Source organism: Pedobacter sp. ASV1-7 (assembly GCF_040203335.1).
GTDB lineage: Bacteria > Bacteroidota > Bacteroidia > Sphingobacteriales > Sphingobacteriaceae > Pedobacter.
This window is the reverse complement of the sequence record NZ_JBEHBV010000001.1, coordinates 472,589-490,429: the sequence shown is the minus strand read 5'-3', so window position 1 is coordinate 490,429 and position 17,841 is coordinate 472,589. Positions and strand designations below refer to the sequence as shown.

At 38.1% G+C, this 17,841-nt stretch carries 16 protein-coding genes; 9 read left to right on the top strand and 7 right to left on the bottom strand.

Going from position 1 to position 17,841, the window contains the following annotated elements; all coding sequences use genetic code 11:
- Window positions 1-77 precede the first annotated feature (77 nt).
- On the bottom strand, window positions 78-617 hold the full coding sequence (locus tag ABDJ41_RS02220) for a phage tail protein (RefSeq protein WP_349784107.1): 540 nt from the start codon (window positions 615-617) through the stop codon (window positions 78-80).
- A 31-nt stretch (window positions 618-648) separates the two neighbouring features.
- On the bottom strand, window positions 649-1,587 hold the full coding sequence (locus ABDJ41_RS02215; RefSeq protein ID WP_349784106.1) for a methionyl-tRNA formyltransferase: 939 nt from the start codon (window positions 1,585-1,587) through the stop codon (window positions 649-651).
- Window positions 1,588-1,716: 129 nt separating this feature from the next.
- On the opposite strand from ABDJ41_RS02215, the gene ABDJ41_RS02210 reads away from it, so the two are divergent.
- A complete protein-coding gene (locus ABDJ41_RS02210) occupies window positions 1,717-2,658 on the top strand; it encodes a bifunctional UDP-sugar hydrolase/5'-nucleotidase (protein ID WP_349784105.1) in 942 nt (313 codons plus the stop codon).
- A gap of 3 nt (window positions 2,659-2,661) precedes the next feature.
- Here ABDJ41_RS02210 and ABDJ41_RS02205 read toward each other — a convergent pair whose 3' ends face one another.
- Window positions 2,662-3,561, bottom strand: a complete 900-nt coding sequence (locus tag ABDJ41_RS02205; RefSeq protein ID WP_349784104.1) for a phytanoyl-CoA dioxygenase family protein — start codon at window positions 3,559-3,561, stop codon at window positions 2,662-2,664.
- Window positions 3,562-3,700: 139 nt separating this feature from the next.
- On the opposite strand from ABDJ41_RS02205, the gene hemW reads away from it, so the two are divergent.
- Both hemW and ABDJ41_RS02195 read left to right on the top strand, forming a co-directional pair.
- Entirely contained in the window at window positions 3,701-4,840 is a 1,140-nt protein-coding gene (hemW, locus tag ABDJ41_RS02200; RefSeq protein WP_349784103.1) for a radical SAM family heme chaperone HemW, read from the top strand.
- A gap of 18 nt (window positions 4,841-4,858) precedes the next feature.
- Complete coding sequence (locus ABDJ41_RS02195) at window positions 4,859-5,647, top strand: SDR family oxidoreductase (protein ID WP_349784102.1); 789 nt, start codon at window positions 4,859-4,861, stop codon at window positions 5,645-5,647.
- 35 nt (window positions 5,648-5,682) lie between these two features.
- Here ABDJ41_RS02195 and ABDJ41_RS02190 read toward each other — a convergent pair whose 3' ends face one another.
- The 3 genes from ABDJ41_RS02190 to ABDJ41_RS02180 are packed head-to-tail and all read right to left on the bottom strand — an operon-like array spanning window position 5,683 to window position 10,135.
- Complete coding sequence (locus ABDJ41_RS02190; protein WP_349784101.1) at window positions 5,683-6,816, bottom strand: formylglycine-generating enzyme family protein; 1,134 nt, start codon at window positions 6,814-6,816, stop codon at window positions 5,683-5,685.
- A 40-nt stretch (window positions 6,817-6,856) separates the two neighbouring features.
- Window positions 6,857-8,119: a DUF1501 domain-containing protein gene (locus ABDJ41_RS02185; protein ID WP_349784100.1), complete on the bottom strand. Its 1,263-nt coding sequence runs from the start codon at window positions 8,117-8,119 to the stop codon at window positions 6,857-6,859.
- A gap of 18 nt (window positions 8,120-8,137) precedes the next feature.
- Window positions 8,138-10,135, bottom strand: a complete 1,998-nt coding sequence (locus ABDJ41_RS02180) for a DUF1800 domain-containing protein (RefSeq protein WP_349784099.1) — start codon at window positions 10,133-10,135, stop codon at window positions 8,138-8,140.
- 252 nt (window positions 10,136-10,387) lie between these two features.
- Between ABDJ41_RS02180 and ABDJ41_RS02175 the strand changes: the two genes are divergently transcribed.
- The 6 genes from ABDJ41_RS02175 (at window position 10,388) to ABDJ41_RS02150 (ending at window position 17,147) form a co-directional block, all read left to right on the top strand.
- On the top strand, window positions 10,388-11,269 hold the full coding sequence (locus ABDJ41_RS02175; RefSeq protein ID WP_349784098.1) for a cupin-like domain-containing protein: 882 nt from the start codon (window positions 10,388-10,390) through the stop codon (window positions 11,267-11,269).
- A gap of 118 nt (window positions 11,270-11,387) precedes the next feature.
- On the top strand, window positions 11,388-12,269 hold the full coding sequence (locus ABDJ41_RS02170; protein WP_349784097.1) for a cupin-like domain-containing protein: 882 nt from the start codon (window positions 11,388-11,390) through the stop codon (window positions 12,267-12,269).
- Window positions 12,270-12,350: 81 nt separating this feature from the next.
- A complete protein-coding gene (locus tag ABDJ41_RS02165) occupies window positions 12,351-13,448 on the top strand; it encodes a vWA domain-containing protein (RefSeq protein ID WP_349784096.1) in 1,098 nt (365 codons plus the stop codon).
- Between the two features lie 21 nt (window positions 13,449-13,469).
- Window positions 13,470-14,948, top strand: a complete 1,479-nt coding sequence (locus ABDJ41_RS02160) for a MoxR family ATPase (RefSeq protein WP_349784095.1) — start codon at window positions 13,470-13,472, stop codon at window positions 14,946-14,948.
- Window positions 14,949-14,983: 35 nt separating this feature from the next.
- Window positions 14,984-16,246, top strand: a complete 1,263-nt coding sequence (locus ABDJ41_RS02155; RefSeq protein ID WP_349784094.1) for a metallophosphoesterase — start codon at window positions 14,984-14,986, stop codon at window positions 16,244-16,246.
- Window positions 16,247-16,265: 19 nt separating this feature from the next.
- Window positions 16,266-17,147 carry a UbiA prenyltransferase family protein gene (locus tag ABDJ41_RS02150; RefSeq protein ID WP_349784093.1) on the top strand — a complete coding sequence of 294 codons (882 nt, stop codon included), beginning with the start codon at window positions 16,266-16,268 and terminating at the stop codon, window positions 17,145-17,147.
- Here ABDJ41_RS02150 and ABDJ41_RS02145 read toward each other — a convergent pair.
- The gene (locus ABDJ41_RS02145; RefSeq protein WP_349784092.1) at window positions 17,144-17,836 is read right to left on the bottom strand and encodes a response regulator transcription factor; all 693 of its coding nucleotides are present in this window, start codon (window positions 17,834-17,836) and stop codon (window positions 17,144-17,146) included. The two genes, ABDJ41_RS02150 and ABDJ41_RS02145, sit on opposite strands and share 4 nt — an antisense overlap.
- Window positions 17,837-17,841: the final 5 nt, after the last annotated feature.

Here is a 17,841-nt window from a genome sequence, read left to right as displayed (position 1 = left end):
TCTAAGATTAGAGCATTTATGTGTTTATAGTTTATGCACGCAAAGTAGGGTTGGGTTGCGCATACGATCTGTATTAATTAATTCCTGGATGGGAAAATGCCATATAAACAGATTATGTAATTCATTCCCAGGAAAGGGTTCCTGATAGAAAAGGGTTGGCTTCCTCCTGCGGACTGCACGGATGTATTTACTAATCCTAAATCTACATTTGGTGTGGCCGAAGAATAAATCTTTACCGGATCGGTATTGATATCCTGTGCCATTGCCAACACACTTCCAGCTACCGGAGTCGCACTAGTTGCCACGGCATTGCTTGCTTTTAAGCTGTGTGTATGTATAGGCATCTGATTTTGCGTAAGCGTCATGTTTTCACTGCCCGCTACTTCCCCCAAGTCTATTATTGATAAGCCAGGTCCTTGTCCTGTTCCTACGGCTACTCTTCCACGAAGGTCTGGTAATCCAAAAGTACTTTGCCCATTCCCCCCATAGGTGGTTCCCAATATTGAAAAAAGTGCCGTATTTGACTGAATAGCTATTAGACTCCCATCACAAAAAGCCCATGTTCTCGGGGCAAAGTTCCCTGCAAATAGTCTGATTTCTCCTATAGTTCCTTCCATAATCTTTATTTTTTATTTGTTTTATGATTTCTTAATTTAAATTCAAAAATATATCCCCCTGTTTCAGTCCCATTGCGCAGAATTTTTTTCCACTGAAAATCCCGTTCTCCGTTTCTATCACATTGAGCAGTATCAATTGTTTATCGGCAGTAAGTACCATTGGCCCATGATGGGGATCTATATGAAAAATTGTACCAGGCATTATCGTCCCAGATTCAAAAGCCCCATCTACTCCAGAGACTTCCAGAACCCGTATCAGCAATCCATTTAAAGAGGTCGTCGCACCATTGTACATGGGATTGGCGGCGTTTACCAGGTTTTCAATCTCTTCGGCCGATTGCTTTTCCCAGTTGATGATAAGCTCATCAGCTTGCGGACGCTTGTAATAGCTAATTTTAAGCAAAGGATTGGCATCGATATATTTACCTGAAGAAATATCTTGAAATATATTTTCGAGGTTATGCTGTAATAACATTGTTAATCTGGTTTTTACCAAACCATAATTTTCACCCGGTAACACTGCCAGTTCCCTGCTAAAAATAATAGGGCCATCATCAAATTTCTCCGTCATCCTGTGTACCGTCAAGGCAACCTCCTTTTCTCCGTTTTTCAACTGCCAAAATAAGGGGTCAGCACCTTTGTAGGAAGGGAGTTTACTATAGTGTACATTAAATATTCCTTTTTCCGGGATATTCAGTATATGAGCAGGAATTTTAAAAGGGAAAGTCAAGACCATTGCGCTGCTACAGCCGGTAGCAGCAATCCACGACGCCACCCCAGTATTTTCTTGCAGATCTGCAGGACTCACTTTTAACAAGGGGATTTGTTGGTCAGCCGCATATTCAATCGTATGCAACAGGTCATGATTCACCCCATCAGGAATAATTATTCCTGCCAGCTGCACATGTTTGGTCAAGCCTAAAACTATTTTAACAAACAGTGAACTGTTCGTAAAAATGAGAACTTTCATTAATTAAAACGATAAGGATGCAATTCGGATATAAACTTAGAGAAAAAAAATAAAATTTTGTACAATAAAATATTTTTTATTCCGTTTTTGAGATTTTTTTATAATTTTTGCTTTATAAACAATCAACCCATGGTATCAAAACGCCGGTCTTTTCTAAAAAAATCTTCTATTCTTACAGGTACTATGCTGCTTGGGAGTTCATTGAAAGCAGTTAATGCATTAAGTAAAAATGTAGAACTGAGTTCTGGCAGTACATTTTCAATTTTACATACTTCAGGTTTATCTGGGCAAATCGCCCCGACAGCCGGGCCATTCGGGGGGTTGAGGAAGATAGATCAGGTTTTTCTTAGACGTAATAAAAATGCATTGAAGGTAGATTCCGGAAATTTTTTGAATGCAGGAAGTGATGTGAAAAATCACCTTGAAATTATAAGACAGATGAACAAAATGGGCTATCTGGCAACCACAGTTGGTAAAAATGAACTCAGTATAGGGCTGGAGCAGCTTGCTGAAATTTTACCTTTTGTTGATTTTCAGCTTGTTAATTGCAATTACGAATTTAGCAATACGATAATATCCTCATTTATAAAACCTTACGCCGTGTTTAATATCGGAAAAATTAAAATTGGAGTTACCGGGGTTGGCAATTGTAGTTCTATACCTGGTTTGCAGGTAAAAGAACCATTTCTGGCGGTAAATGAAACTGCGAAGAAATTGAAAAAGGATTTAAAATGTGACCTGGTGGTTTGTCTGACGCAGTTTAGCCATAATTTAAAAATTTACAACGACAAGAAATTAGCAGAATCTTCAGAGTATGTTGATTTAATCATCGGAGGAGAGCAAGATAAAGTTGCAAAGAATGCTTTTTCATTAAAGAATGCCAGACAATATAATGTAATGATCAGCCATGCAGGCTCAAAAGGTAAAACCGTTGGGGAATTGAATTATGAGTTTAATCAATTCAATATCATGACGAGCCTTACGCATACATATAGTATTTCGGGAATGAACGAATATGCTTCTTTAGGTCAAAAACATGAAGTATTTCAATTGCTCACTGCCACCGCTTAGTCACTAAATCTTCGTGAAACTGATGTATTGCACAAAACGGGGTAGCGTTGATTGATTTTTTCCTGCGGCGTGAGGAATGGTATTTCGCCAGATAATCAGGTCGCCTTTCTCACCGGGTACCGGCACTGGTGTTTCGGTAATACGTATATAAGTATGTGCCCGTTCTAATGAAGAGAAATCTTTTTTCCAATCTTCATATTTGTTGTTGAACCCGGGGATAACTTGTAGCGGGCCTCTTTCAACCGGAACATCATTCAGGTAAACAAGTGCCTGTACATCGAATTTAACAGGTGCGTCCCAGTCCAGATCCCAATGTAACTGGCCTTGTCCAAATATCCATTCTCTTGTTTCCGGAGGATTATAGCCCAATTTCTCGGTATTTGCAATGATTTGATCTGTCTGATAAAGATCTGTAAATATATCTCGTATCGTAGCATCTTGCCGGATGGCGTCCATATTTTTATCCTGGTATACCTGTAGCATAATTCCCTGCCAATCTGGATGAGGCATATACCAGGTTTCCGGGAAATCCAGATGTATATTCAGGTAACGACAAATTTTCTCTGTGACCAGGTCACATCTTGCTTCATCAATAACGTCGGGGATTCTTAAGTAACCATTCTCTTCCCAGAATTTGATTTGATCGGGACTTAGAACTTTTAGAGATACCTTGTCAATTTTACTTATGGAGCCCTGGGTGATTTGCCATTTTTTAAATTGCAGATCTGCCGCTTTTACAAAATCCTGGCCTTTTAGCCCGATCACCCAATCTTTAAAATGGTCAAAATCACGACATTCTGCATACAAAAAAGAATAGAATTCAAATTTTCCAAGCCCATAAAAACTTAACCATACATTTTCATGATCATCAAAATCTGCGGGGACTTCTGTTTGTATTCCCAATTTTCTATTTTGATGTATTTGATAAACTAAGTTGCTAAAGTTGCATTCTGTCATTTAATATCTTGTTTTTTGACTAAAAGTACGAATGATAACCGAAGAACAATATCATATATTTATTTTTATACCTTACTTTTACCGAATGTCCGGAATTTATATCCACATCCCATTTTGCAAAAAAGCCTGCACTTATTGCGATTTTCATTTCAGCACCTCATTAAAATATGTAGATGAAATGACAGATGCGATATGTAAGGAAATCATACTTAAAAAAGACAGGATACCCGATCAGGTAGGTAGCATCTATTTTGGTGGCGGTACTCCTTCTGTACTTCCATATAAAAACTTCGAAAAAATATTTGATATCATTATTAAAAACTTCTCAGTTAATTCAGGAGCCGAGATTACTATTGAGGCCAATCCCGATGACCTGGATGCTAAGAAAATAGCAGATCTAAGAATGCTTCCTGTGAACAGATTCAGCATAGGTATCCAATCCTTTTTTGAAGAAGATCTGATCTGGATGAACCGTGCCCATAATGCCAGAGAAGCTGAAGACTGTGTAAAACGCAGTCAGGATGCCGGATTTGAAGACCTGAGCATTGACCTGATTTACGGTTACCCATTATTAACTGATATGAAGTGGTTAAGTAATATCAATAAAGCTATAGAATTACAAACACCGCATGTGTCAGCTTATTCATTAACTGTAGAGCCTAAAACTGTTCTTGCTAAATCTATCAAAAAAGGATTGCAGCCACCTGTAAATGATGAGCAAAGTGCATCGCAATTTATAACATTGATAGAAAAATTAAAGACTGGTGGATATGAGCAATACGAAATATCCAATTTCAGTAAGCCTGGAAAATATGCTGTTCATAATACCAATTACTGGCGAGGTGTACCCTATTTAGGCATTGGTCCTTCTGCGCATGGTTTTGATGGACTGACCCGCTATCTTAACATCCCAAATAACGCTCATTATTTAAAACACCTCCTAAATGAAGAACTTGCTGAAACGATTGAAGAGTTGACTGAATATGATCGGTTTAATGAATATATCATGACTTCACTACGTACCATGTGGGGAACAGATTTGAATAAAATAACTGTAGATTTTGGCAAACTATTTTTGAACGACACTTTAAAATCGATACAGCCATTTATAGAGAAAAAGTGGTTAAACAATCTGGACAATCACCTTGTTCTGACACAGGAAGGTAAATTATTTGCAGATTACATCGCATCTGAGTTATTTTTGATTCAGGATGACCATCTTTAAAACATCAACACGGTAAACATGAATAATAAAGTTGTTTGGATTACAGGAGCTTCTTCTGGCATTGGCGAAGCCTTGGTTTACGCCTGCAGCAATGCGGGAGCTAAGCTCATTATTTCATCACGTAACAGAGATGAGTTATACAGAGTTAAAAGTGCTTGTAAAAGCCCGGTAAATATCCATGTACTCCCTTTAGATCTGGAGCAAACAGATACATTGACCGGAAAAGCTGAAGATGCAATTCGCATTTATGGGCATGTTGATATTCTGATTAATTCAGGAGGGATTAGTCAAAGAGCATTGGCTTTAGATGCTACTTTACAGACCGAGCAGCGCTTGATGAATGTAAACTTCTGGGGAACAGTAGTACTAAGTAAGGCAGTGTTACCAAACATGATCAATCATGGCGGTGGCAAAATTGTCTGCATCAGTAGCCTAACAGGCAAATTCGGAACAAAATTCCGTTCTGCATATGCTGCTTCAAAGCATGCTTTGCATGGCTATTTCGATTCTCTACGTTCTGAAGTGTTTGACAAAAATATCCAAATCACCATCGTATGTCCTGGCTTTATTAAAACGAATGTATCTTTAAATGCTTTAACAGCAAATGGGACACCTCAAGGCACAATGGACGAGGGGCAGAACAATGGCGTATTGCCTGAAGACTGCGCACAGCAAATTCTGGCCGCCATCAAACAAAACAAAGAAGAAATATATATTGGTAAAAAAGAGGTGAAAGGTGTTTTGTTTAAACGCTTCTTTCCACTCAGATTTTCAAAATATATGAGAACAGCACAGGTTACCCGGTAAAACCAGATAAAAGAAATTACCTATATTATGTTACGTTAATCAGCAACACACCTAAACCCTGTATTCTCTAGCCCCGTATCAATAGAAGATTTCATCTTAGAACTTACTCTATACCCCTTGCAATAAGAGGAATGGCACATAAAAGAACCACCTCTGATTACCTTTTTAGGAACTGTAGGTTCTTCTGGATCATAACTTGTTGCCGGTCCTTTAGGGTTATCTTGCTTGCCTTTAAGTGTTTTATAATAGTCTGAAGTATACCAATCTGCAGTCCATTCCCAGACATTTCCAGACATATCATACAAGCCATAGCCATTTGCGGCAAATGATTTTACAGGAGCTACACTTGAAAAGCCATCTGTTTTTAAATCGTTATAAGGGAACTCTCCCTGCCAGGTATTTGCTTTGATCTTGCCTTTAGTAAGGTCTTCATCACCCCATGGATATTTCTTATTCTTAAGTCCTCCCCTGGCCGCATATTCCCATTCCGCTTCTGTAGGTAAGCGTTTGCCAGCCCATTTTGCATAAGCGGCAGCATCTTCCCAGGAAACCTGGGTAACAGGATAATTGTCTTTCCCAATAATATTACTTTTAGGTCCTTGCGGATGTTTCCAGCTTGCACCCTCAGTCCAGGACCACCACTGTGAAACATCATTTAGATTTACCTGTTTAGTTGGCTTTTTAAAGGTCAATGAGGCTGGTTGCAACAATTCGTCAGCAGGTTTTGGTGTCCCTGGTGGCAACTGCTTCTTCAATTCTTCCCAATCCGGCTTACGTTCTGCCAGCGTAACATAACCAGTAGCTTTCACAAAGCGGGCAAATTGTGCATTGGTGACTTCCGTTTCATCTATCCAAAACCCTTTAACAGCTACTTCATGAGCAGGATATTCATCAGGTCTGCCCTCATTATCGGAAGCTCCCATCATAAATTCCCCGGCGGGAATAAACTTCATCCCATCATGAGAAGCCTTAGCTTGATTATCGCCTCCACCCAGTGAGTCTACCCCAGGTATAACTCCAAAGCGTTTGGGTAATTTGGCACTACAACAGGTAGAATCTGTTTTTGCGACTCCTGCAGAGTCTGCTGTTTCAGATTCAGTATTAGTGGTTTTCTGGTTACATGCGGCAATAACAAATACTGCAAATAAGGGTAAAAGGATTCTTTTCACTGAGCTAAACTAATGATAAAAAAAGTAACATAAAAACAACTTACCTCATTACCCCTATTTTACGTCCATCCCAATCAGGGAATAATACTTTATCATTAGAAATATTTAGATGCTTATCTGCCACTTCACTAAACACAGATCTAAAATCTGTTGTTACAGCAAGATCCCTTCCGTCTTCCAGATTCTCGACAGACAATGGGTTAACCAGACCATGTACCAATCCGCCACTTACACCGTTACCAAGAATAAAATTACATGATGCACGGCCATGATCTGTACCACCTGTACCATTCTGTTTTACTGTACGTCCAAACTCTGTCATTGTCATTACCGTTACATCATCCTGCAAAGTGCCCATATCTGTCCAAAACGCCATAATGCTATTGCTTAAATCGCCAACATTCCGCGCAAATATACCGGTATCAGTACCTTGATTGTAGTGTGTATCCCAACCTCCGGATTCAGTAAAGGCAACTTCCATACCAACATCCATTTTAATTAACTGGGCAATTTGTTTCAAGGAATTACCCAGTGCAGTATTTGGATATACCGCATTGTTTGCTGGTTTATAATTCTTTACATCTATTTTTTGCAGCATTTTGATCGCATCAAAACTTTCCTTTCCAGTTTCCTTTAACAATCCAGAAGAGGTAGTATCATACAAATCTTCAAAGCTTTTAGCAGCCATATTTGCACCTTTAATATTGCCTCTCATTTGAATACTAAAATCCTGCAAGTTACTGATAGCTACTGCCGGGTTTTCACCATAAAATGAACGCGGCAATGAAGATGTTAAACTTACACCCTGAAAAGGTGTGGCAGCATCATGACCAAGTAAACCAACAGCACGATTTAACCAGCCGCTATCAGTTCCTTTTCTAAACGGAGTTCCTGATTCCATATAATCCTGTGCATCAAAATGTGAACGAGTAGTATTTGGAGAACCGATTCCATGTACAATACCTAGCCTTTTATCCCTAAATAGAGGTTCAAAAGCAGCCATTGAAGGATGTAAGCCAAATCTTCCATCTAAGTCGATCAGTGATGGATTTTTACCTTTTGCGGCTGACATAAACAATGTTGGCCGTGCCTCCTTTAAATACTTATCTGTAAATGGTGTAACAGCCATAAGACCATCCATTGCACCTCTCTGGAAGATACAAACCATTATTTTCTTTCTTTTAAATAAGCCTGGAGCTTTAGTTCCTGCCACTGCTTCTGCTAAAAATCCAGGGATACCGCCTAATCCAATACCAAACAAAGCGAGTCCACCTGCTTTTATAAATCCTCTTCTTGATGTCATGATGCTATTTTTTAAGATTTATTTACGTTGAAATTCAGGAGAACCGATGATTACGCCAACGACTTGCGCCAACATCGTATTGGTTCCTGTTGCATTAACAATTTTATTTACTTTTTTACCGTACCCTTTGTTCACAGCCTTAGCTTCTGATTTATTGGGAGACTCCATCATTTGCATATCTGTAGACATGGCATCCATTTTTTGTACAGGGCTGGCCTTGGCCGCAGCAGTTTCCACCTTTGCCGCCAGATCAGGATCATTTAACATTGGCTTTAATCGTTTTACCGTTTCTTCCACATCTCTTTCAGGCATAATGAGCTTACAATATACTTTTAATGCTGCCTCGGCACTCTCTGGTTCACGATTATTATTTAAAGCTGCTAGATTAATTTTTATCCCAGGGATACGTTGAGTAGCCAATGCTAATCCAAAATTCATCCTATTTAATAAGGAACCGGTATTTATCCAATACTGACCTTTATCTGGAAATCCAGTTGGTGCCTGATAGTAATACAATCTTTGTCCCATTTTATTAATCCAACTGTACAACTGATAAGGCTGAGTAAGATCTGCATTTAAACTCCGAACTGCACTTATAGCCAATTCAAATGGAGACTTAGTTTTTTCACGTAATGACTCTTTAGTCCAGAACTCTGGTGCTGAAACCATTGTCAGCATAATCTGCTTAATATCTCCATTAGATTTAGTAAATGTCTTACTCATTTTATTGACCAGAGAAGCCGGAGGATTATCATTCACAAAACGTGTAGCAATTTTAGTTGAAATAAATTTTGCAGTAGATGGATGATGTGCCAGCATAGTTAGCAGCTCTACCCCCTCATCATATCCTCTGCCTGCAGCAAAACGTTTACCTAAAACTACTTTCTCTCCATTATCATGTCTTGTAGGCATAAATATAAAATCGCCATCAAATACGAATCCACGTTTCTCCAATGTACTTTCACCAATTTTCTCTATCAGATTTTTTGCTGGAGAACCATATCCATTTACACCCATTGGCGCAATAGTCCAACCAGTTAATACTCTTGCAGCTTGCGTAACATCATTTTGTGTATACCCTCCATCTACACCTAAAGTATGTAACTCCATTACCTCACGAGCATAATTCTCATTTAACCCACCCACTTTCTTTTTCTGCGGAGCTTTCTGCTGTGCTCTTTTTAAACCTGCTGGATTTACTCTCCCATTTGCTATAGCATCATTACGTTTTTTAGCCATACTTTCACCCATCTGCATTTCCATCCCATCATTATCTTCAGTAGGTTGTCCACTGCTTGATGAGTTATCCAGATACATTAACATTGCGGGGGATTTGGCTGTGGCAAGTAGTAATGTTTGAAATTTTCCAGTAACATTTGGTCTGATAATATCCCTTTCGTAAGATGGGATAAATGGTGCACTTTGACTTTTAGTGATCGAAACATTAAAATGATTGAACCAAAAGTCGGTGAGCAATTCCCGCAATTGATTATTGGTATAAGTAGCTCTTAATATCTTTTGATTGAATAGCTGTCTGAAAAGCTCACTTTGAGGTTTATAACCCTTTGAGTCCATATAAGCTTTCAACTGTTGTCTATATTGTTTCCCGTCTCCCTTATTTACGGAATCTTTATCAATAAAGCCTTCTTTGACGGCTAAACGCACAGCCTGTCCGGGGCGTGGGTATATATTTTCGACTTCAGTGTTTGTAAGATTGATATCAGAATATTGACTTAATGCCTTATTCAACTGTTCATCCTCGATCTTTCCATCCAGCTGTTGCAAAAACCATTTTTCCAGTCCCATTTTAACCACTTCATCAATATCTTCAGCTCTTGCACCATAAGTAAATCTACTTAAAAGGTGGGCTGCCGCCTGTCGTTCATTTAACCCTGCCTGCTTGTAGGGGAATGAAGATTTTATCGCAACTACTTTTTCGTTCTTAAAAGCAGTAAACAAAACGGTTAAAAAAAGAATAATTACAAATGAACTAATAACCTTGGCTGGAGTTTTCATACAATGTCTTCTATTTGATTTATAACGGTATGACAACAAAAATGTGATAAGGATTAATCGCATAGTAAAAATAATAAAGAAGCTCAAGAAAGTCTATCGATCTGTAAGTAATAAATTTTAGAAATCATCTTATTTCAAGAGTAACTCCTGACTAATTTCTTTCAATTGTCAGTTATTTTTAATTTTTTAAGCCAACATTGGCATCAGATTTATTGTTTATATAATTTAGCTTAATCTTAACACTTTATTTATATGCAGTTCGAACTAACTCCTATTGATATCGTTAATGACATCAGCAAATCAGATTTTGAGAAACACTATCTGAACACCCGCAAACCACTGATTATAAAGAATATGTCTAAAACATGGCCCGCTCATGATAAATGGACTCTCGATTACATGAAAACCGTGGTTGGCGACAAAATGGTTCCGCTTTATGACAGCTCTAAAGCAGATCCCTCTAAACCAATCAATGCCTCTGCAGCTGAGATGAAGTTCGAAGATTACATTGAGCTGATTAAAAATACACCTACCGATCTACGGATTTTTCTTTTCGACCCGATTAAACAAGCTCCCAAATTACTGGAAGACTATAGGGCTCCAAAAGATTTAATGGGAGGCTTTTTAGATAGCTATCCGAATATGTTTTTTGGAGGAAAAGGCTCTGTTACTTTTTTACACTATGATATAGATATGGCTCACATTTTTCATACTCATTTTAATGGGCGTAAGCACGTTATCTTATTTGAAAACAAATGGAAAGAACGATTATACCAAATTCCTTACGCTACTTATGCATTGGAAGACTATAATGTTGAAAACCCTGATTTTGAGAGATTCCCTGCTTTAAGAGGTGTTAAAGGCATAGAAGCATTTTTGGAACATGGAGACACATTATTTATGCCAACCGGATACTGGCATTGGATGAAATATCTGGATGGATCCTTTTCAATTAGCCTTCGAGCATGGGATAAATCTTGGGCTGTGAAAGCAAAAAGCCTATATAATTTGACAATACAACGTAAGTTTGATGATTTTATGAAAGCGAATTTTAAAGATAAATACATGGCCTGGAAGGAACAACTTGCAATTAAAAGAGCAAACAAAGCATTAAATAATCATTGGCCTTCATGAGAGCTACGTCATATCTCAAGTCTATCGTATATTAATTTGTAAATTTTAATATACATTTGTTACGAATGAGATCGGGGATTGGCATTAAGCTTTCGCAAGTATCTTATGATTAATTTTTATGAGCTTTATTTTAAAGCCGGTAGATACCGTAGAAAGCATCAGCCCTGCTGATTTTAAAAAAAACTATCTGGACGCACGTCGTCCATTAATCATTAAAGGCTTAACTAAATCCTGGCCTGCAAGAGAAAAGTGGACAACTGATTATCTGAAAGAGATAGGCGGAGATTTAAAGGTTAGCCTTATGGACAATTCAAAAGCAGATCCATCTAAACCGATCAATGCTTCAGTAGCAGAAATGAAATTCGGAGATTATCTTGACTTGATTAAAAGAGAGCCTACAGAATTGCGTATCTTCTTTTTTAATCTTTTTAAACATCATCCAGATCTGATCAATGATATAGTAATTCCAAAAGACCTGATGGGTGGCTTTATTGAAAGTATGCCTGCAATGTTCTTTGGAGGTTCGAACTCTGTGACTTTTTTACATTACGATATAGATTTACCTCACCTTTTTCATACCCATTTTGGCGGCAGGAAACACATCATATTGTTTGACAATAAATGGAAGAAAAGGCTTTATTGTATTCCTAATGCAACTTATGCCTTGGAAGACTATGATGTAGCTAATCCTGATTTTGAGAAATTTCCCGCTTTAAAAGGTGTAGAGGGATATGAAGTATTTCTGGAGCACGGCGATACATTGTTTATGCCCACAGGCATGTGGCACTGGATGAAGTATTTAGATGGTTCTTTCTCTCTAAGCCTTAGGGCCTGGGATGCCTCGATTACCAGAAAAGCACAAAGCGTTTTTAATCTTGCTATCAAAGGCGGGGTTGACAGTGTTCTGAAAATGGCATTTAAAGCTCCTTACGCTAAATGGAGAGAACGCCTGGCTGTTAAAAGAGCAGAAAGTGCTCTGGCAGAAGGAAATCCAAAATAGTAGACAGCGGTATTTTTACAACACTATAACATTATTAATACCGCAAACTTTTACCTTCGATAAATCGTTTATACTGAGTATATGAGAGGGTTTCATTTTTCTGACTTTAAGCCTGAACACTTCCCAAAGGGAGGCTTTGATGAGTTACTAAAGCTGTTTACGCAACTGCTGAATTATGCCGCGGGTGATGCTGGGGAAGCTCTTTCATGGATGAACGAACTGGATAAAAAGTATAACCTGACCAACAATGAGTATGGCATGGGAGACTTTATAGATGAACTGAAAGAAAAGGGCTATATCAAAGAAAATCCAGCAAACGGTGATCTAAACATTACAGCAAAAACAGAACAGACCATCCGTCAATCGGCCCTTGAAGAAATTTTCGGACAGCTAAAAAAAGCCGGAAAGGGTAACCATAACAGTAATATATCTGGTATAGGTGAAGAAAAGAATGCCGACCGCAGGGAATATTCATTTGGCGACAGTCTGGATCAGATTGACATGACTGCATCTATACACAATGCTCAGATTAATCATGGTATTGGGAACTTTACTTTAACTGAACGTGATCTGGAAGTGGAAGAAAAGGATTATAAAACCCTTACCTCAACCGTATTGATGATCGACATTTCTCATTCTATGATACTATATGGTGAGGATCGCATTACTCCGGCCAAAAAAGTCGCTATGGCACTAGCTGAATTAATCAAAACCCGCTATCCTAAAGACACCTTAGACATTGTGGTTTTTGGTAATGATGCCTGGCCAATTAAGGTTAAGGATCTGCCTTATCTGCAAGTTGGCCCCTACCATACCAACACTTTTGCTGGACTTGAACTTGCAGCAGACTTATTACGCAGACGTAAAACACATAACAAGCAAATCTTTATGATTACAGATGGTAAACCTACCTGCTTAAAAGAAAATGGTCAATACTACAAAAATAGCATGGGGCTGGACAGGAAAGTGATCGGAAAAACCTTGAATATGGCTGCTCAATGCAAAAGGCTCAAAATCCCAATCACAACCTTTATGATTGCTCAAGACCCCTACTTGCAACAATTTGTAAGAGAGTTCACCCAAATTAATGGAGGAAGAGCTTTTTACAGCTCTTTAACAGGATTGGGTGAGTATATTTTTGAGGACTATATTAAAAATAGAAGAAAAACAGTAAGATAATGGCCTAAGGATAAAACACACATGGATTACAAAAACATAAAAACTCTGGGCGAACTTAAGGCCTCAAAATATAAATCAATATCTGTAAAAGATGAGCTCCGTAAAAATCTGATCAAACAGCTAAAAACTAAGGCTGAAGGATTTGAGGGAATTTTAGGTTATAATGACACTGTAATTCCCGAATTACAGACCGCAATTCTATCACGCCATAATATACTCTTATTGGGCTTACGTGGACAAGCAAAAACACGTATTGCCCGTTTAATGGTTAATTTACTAGATGAATACATACCTTATGTTGAGGGTAGCGAAATTTTTGACGATCCCCTTCATCCAATTTCATGGTATGCTAAACAACAAATATTAATACATGGTGATAACACTGCAATTGGCTGGCAACATCGTTCAGAACGTTATACTGAAAAACTAGCTACGCCGGATGTTACTGTAGCTGATCTTATTGGCGATGTAGACCCTATTAAGGCAGCTAATTTGAAACTAACCTATAATGATGAGCGGGTTATCCATTTCGGACTGATACCAAGAGCACACCGCAGCATATTCGTAATTAATGAGCTTCCCGATTTACAGGCAAGAATACAGGTTGCTTTATTCAACATGCTACAGGAAAAAGATATTCAGATCAGAGGATTTAAATTGCGCTTACCACTAGATATTCAATTTGTATTTACAGCCAATCCTGAAGATTATACCAATCGTGGTTCAATCGTGACGCCATTGAAAGACAGGATTGAAAGTCAAATTCTTACCCATTATCCAAAAACACTTCAGATATCTGGGGAGATTACTGCTCAGGAAGCAAAACTTAGTCCGGAGCAACGTAAAAACATCCATGTTGACACACTAGTAAAAGACCTTATTGAGCAAGTCGCTTTTGAAGCAAGAAATAGTGAGTTTATCGATCAGAAATCTGGCGTATCTGCACGTCTAACCATTTCTGCATTCGAAAACCTGATGAGTACTGCAGAGCGAAGAATGCTTATTAAAGGAGAAAAAAACACCGAAGTGCGCTTGTCTGACCTCAGTGGAATTATCCCCGCTATAACAGGAAAAATTGAATTGGTTTATGAAGGTGAACTTGAAGGAGCATCTAAGGTTGCACATACCCTAATCGGCAAAGCCATAAAAAAACTTTATCCAAGATATCTTCCAGATCCGGGAAAGGCTATCAAACAGAAAGCTGCAAACCCTTATCTGAGGGTGATCGAGTGGTTTACAGAGGGTAACACATTGGACATTTCTGATGATATGAGTTCAGCTCAATACAAAAAAGAACTGCTTAAAGTAGATGGATTAGAAGAGCTAATCAGCAATTTCCATCCAAAGGCTACAGAAAACCAACATTATTTACTGATGGAATTAGCTTTACATGGCCTGGCAGAATATTCACAATTGAGCAAAACATACCTGAATAATGGTTATGGTTTTTCTGATATGTTTGACAGCCTGTTTAACATCAATTCTGAAAGCGAAGACTAATACATCTATTTAATTAAAAACACAAATACATATCTATGGGCCGGTTACCCTTAATCATCTTTCTATCTGTCTTCCTATTAATATTTGATTACTATTGTTATAGGGCCATTTTATCTGTATTCAAAAAATGGAGCCCCAAAACAAAGAAGATATTTACTATCCTATGGTGGACTTATACCTTTGGTTTGGTGATTGGAATTTTTGCAGGCATCTACTTAAACATTTATCTGTCATTAAGAGCAGTAATTATGGTTGCGTTCTTCTTGACGGTAGTCTGCAAAGTAGCAATGCTTCCATTTTTACTGATTGACGATTTGAGAAGAGGGGTAATCAAGTTGTTAAGATTAAAGAAGAAAAATCAAAAAACAGAGAAATCGCTTGCAATGGCGACAAATGGAGCAGAACCAATAAGTAGGTCTGCCTTTCTTGTGAAAGCAGGAATGCTTACTGCTGCTGTTCCATTAACCTCACTAACCTGGGGAATTGCTTATGGAGCTTATGACTACAAAATAAAACGCCAGAAGTTAATTTTACCCAACCTACCTAAGGCATTTGACGGGGTAAAAATGGCACAGATTTCAGATGTCCATTCAGGTAGCTTTTACAACCGTAAAGCCGTTCTTGGTGGCGTAGAAATGCTGCTTGGCGAAAAACCTGATTTCATTTTCTTTACGGGTGACCTGGTGAATGATAAAACCGATGAAATGCGTAATTATCAGGATATCTTTGCAAAGTTAAAAGCCCCTTTAGGAGTTTATTCTACACTTGGAAATCATGATTATGGTGACTATCATTATGGCAGAGGTCCATCTGCAGCTAAAGCTAAAAACCTCCAGGATTTAATAAAAACCCACGAATTAATGGGTTGGGACTTATTGATGAATGAACACCGCAGATTAAAAGTTGATGGCGAGGAAATCGGGATATTAGGTATAGAAAACTGGGGCATGGGCCGCTTCCCTAAATATGGACGAATGGATCTGGCAGTGAAAGACACGGATGATCTTCCTGTGAAATTATTGCTATCCCACGATCCATCACATTGGCGTGGTCAGGTACTGGAAAAGTATCCACAAATAGATGCCATGTTTAGTGGTCATACTCATGGAATGCAGTTTGGCGTTAGAACAAAAGACTTCCAATGGAGTCCTGTTCAATACATTTATAAGGAATGGGCAGGTTTATACCAGGAACAACATCAACAACTTTATGTAAACGTTGGATATGGATTTTTAGGTTACCCAGGAAGGGTTGGAATTTTACCGGAAATAACGATATTTGAATTGAAACGAACCTAATTCAAACCTTTAGTTGCGCATGGTAAAAAAGATACTGTTGCCAATTCTGGATTTTCTGTTATTCAGCAATCTATTTATTGCCATATGTGCCGTTGCTCAAGGAATGGTGACTTACCATTTGCTAAATGTTAAGCCTGATAAATACATCCTAGCTATCCTCTTTTTTGGTACGCTTAGCGTTTACAACTTCAGCATGTTGTTATCTAAGCCTAAAAAGCCTGAAAACTCGCCTTTTGTGAGGGTAAGATGGATTTTTTCTCATCATAGGCTCATTATATCTATTACATTAATTTCAGTGCTTTGCCTAATCCCTTTGGGACTACTTTACCTGAGTATTGAGGCGAAGTTACTGATGATCTTTACTTCTATACTTGCCTTGGGTTATAATATCCCTTTTTTAACGCTTAATCATCAAAAAATAGGCCTTAGAAATATACCAGGTATCAAGCTGTTTTTAATTGCCCTGGTATGGTCAGTCAGCTGTGTTCTACTACCTATAGTAGAACTCGAACATAACCTCGAGATCAACATTTCTACAGCTGAAACTTTACTGCTTGTTTCCAAGCGCTTTCTATTTGTTGCAGCAATAACGATTCCCTTTGATATTCGGGACTTATTTCAAGACAAGCTTTATGAATTGAAAACGATTCCTGTAATGTTAGGCGAAAAAAAAGCCTATATTTTCTGCCAGTTCCTACTAGGGGGCTATCTTGTACTGCTTCTATTGTTCGACAAAAACATAAATGCAAACAACATAGCCCTGACATTAACCTTACTTTTAACTGGCTGGCTGATTTTGAAATCAAGCATCAAGAAGAATGAATATTATTATTTCTTTTATCTGGATGGAACCATGTTGTTACAATACCTCATACTGATATTAGTCAGTTTAAGATTTTAAGAAGCTGGATTAAACCGATACCCTACTCCCCTAACTGTTTGTAGCAACTGTGGGTTATCGGGATTTTGCTCAATCTTTTTACGTAAACGCACTATATGCATATCTAATGTACGTGTGTTTACATCAGAGTTATAGCCCCAGACTACAAGCATCAATTCATCTCTGTTGATGACTTTATTAGGATTACGCAAGAAATAAAGCAGAATTCTATTCTCTAAAATGGTTAGCTCTATCTTTTTACCATCTTTAAATAAAGTATGAACATTTGGATGGTGTTCCATATTTCCAAATCGATGAGTTTCAGAACGTTCATTATTTAAAATAAACTTTACTTTATTGTCTAGCATTGCAACCAATACATCCATATTAAAGGGCTTGGTTACGTAATCAGAAACACCAAAGTTATAAGCATCAATTTTATCTACGTCCTGCGCTTTTGCTGTCATCATGATAATTAGATTATCAAAGCCTTGTTTACGTACCTCTTCACATACAGCATCGCCCTGTTTACCAGGCAGCATCCAGTCCAACAATACTATATCTGGCTTATCTGTCATAATCATCCGTTCAGCAGCTTCACCGTCTCCAGCTTCTAAAACATCATACCCTTCGGCCTTTAAACGATGTACTACTAAAAAACGTAAGTTCTCATCATCTTCAACTATCAGTATTTTAATTCCTTTAGACATATGCT

Excerpts from the sequence above, each read along its gene's own strand:
- ABDJ41_RS02170 (WP_349784097.1), top strand. The coding sequence starts at position 11,388 with ATGAGCTTTATTTTAAAGCCGGTAGATACCGTAGAAAGCATCAGCCCT.
- ABDJ41_RS02180 (WP_349784099.1), bottom strand. The coding sequence starts at position 10,135 with ATGAAAACTCCAGCCAAGGTTATTAGTTCATTTGTAATTATTCTTTTT.
- ABDJ41_RS02155 (WP_349784094.1), top strand. The coding sequence starts at position 14,984 with ATGGGCCGGTTACCCTTAATCATCTTTCTATCTGTCTTCCTATTAATA.
- ABDJ41_RS02195 (WP_349784102.1), top strand. The coding sequence starts at position 4,859 with ATGAATAATAAAGTTGTTTGGATTACAGGAGCTTCTTCTGGCATTGGC.
- ABDJ41_RS02175 (WP_349784098.1), top strand. The coding sequence starts at position 10,388 with ATGCAGTTCGAACTAACTCCTATTGATATCGTTAATGACATCAGCAAA.
- ABDJ41_RS02150 (WP_349784093.1), top strand. The coding sequence starts at position 16,266 with ATGGTAAAAAAGATACTGTTGCCAATTCTGGATTTTCTGTTATTCAGC.
- ABDJ41_RS02215 (WP_349784106.1), bottom strand. The coding sequence starts at position 1,587 with ATGAAAGTTCTCATTTTTACGAACAGTTCACTGTTTGTTAAAATAGTT.
- hemW (WP_349784103.1), top strand. The coding sequence starts at position 3,701 with ATGTCCGGAATTTATATCCACATCCCATTTTGCAAAAAAGCCTGCACT.
- ABDJ41_RS02220 (WP_349784107.1), bottom strand. The coding sequence starts at position 617 with ATGGAAGGAACTATAGGAGAAATCAGACTATTTGCAGGGAACTTTGCC.
- ABDJ41_RS02210 (WP_349784105.1), top strand. The coding sequence starts at position 1,717 with ATGGTATCAAAACGCCGGTCTTTTCTAAAAAAATCTTCTATTCTTACA.
- ABDJ41_RS02145 (WP_349784092.1), bottom strand. The coding sequence starts at position 17,836 with ATGTCTAAAGGAATTAAAATACTGATAGTTGAAGATGATGAGAACTTA.
- ABDJ41_RS02165 (WP_349784096.1), top strand. The coding sequence starts at position 12,351 with ATGAGAGGGTTTCATTTTTCTGACTTTAAGCCTGAACACTTCCCAAAG.
- ABDJ41_RS02160 (WP_349784095.1), top strand. The coding sequence starts at position 13,470 with ATGGATTACAAAAACATAAAAACTCTGGGCGAACTTAAGGCCTCAAAA.
- ABDJ41_RS02185 (WP_349784100.1), bottom strand. The coding sequence starts at position 8,119 with ATGACATCAAGAAGAGGATTTATAAAAGCAGGTGGACTCGCTTTGTTT.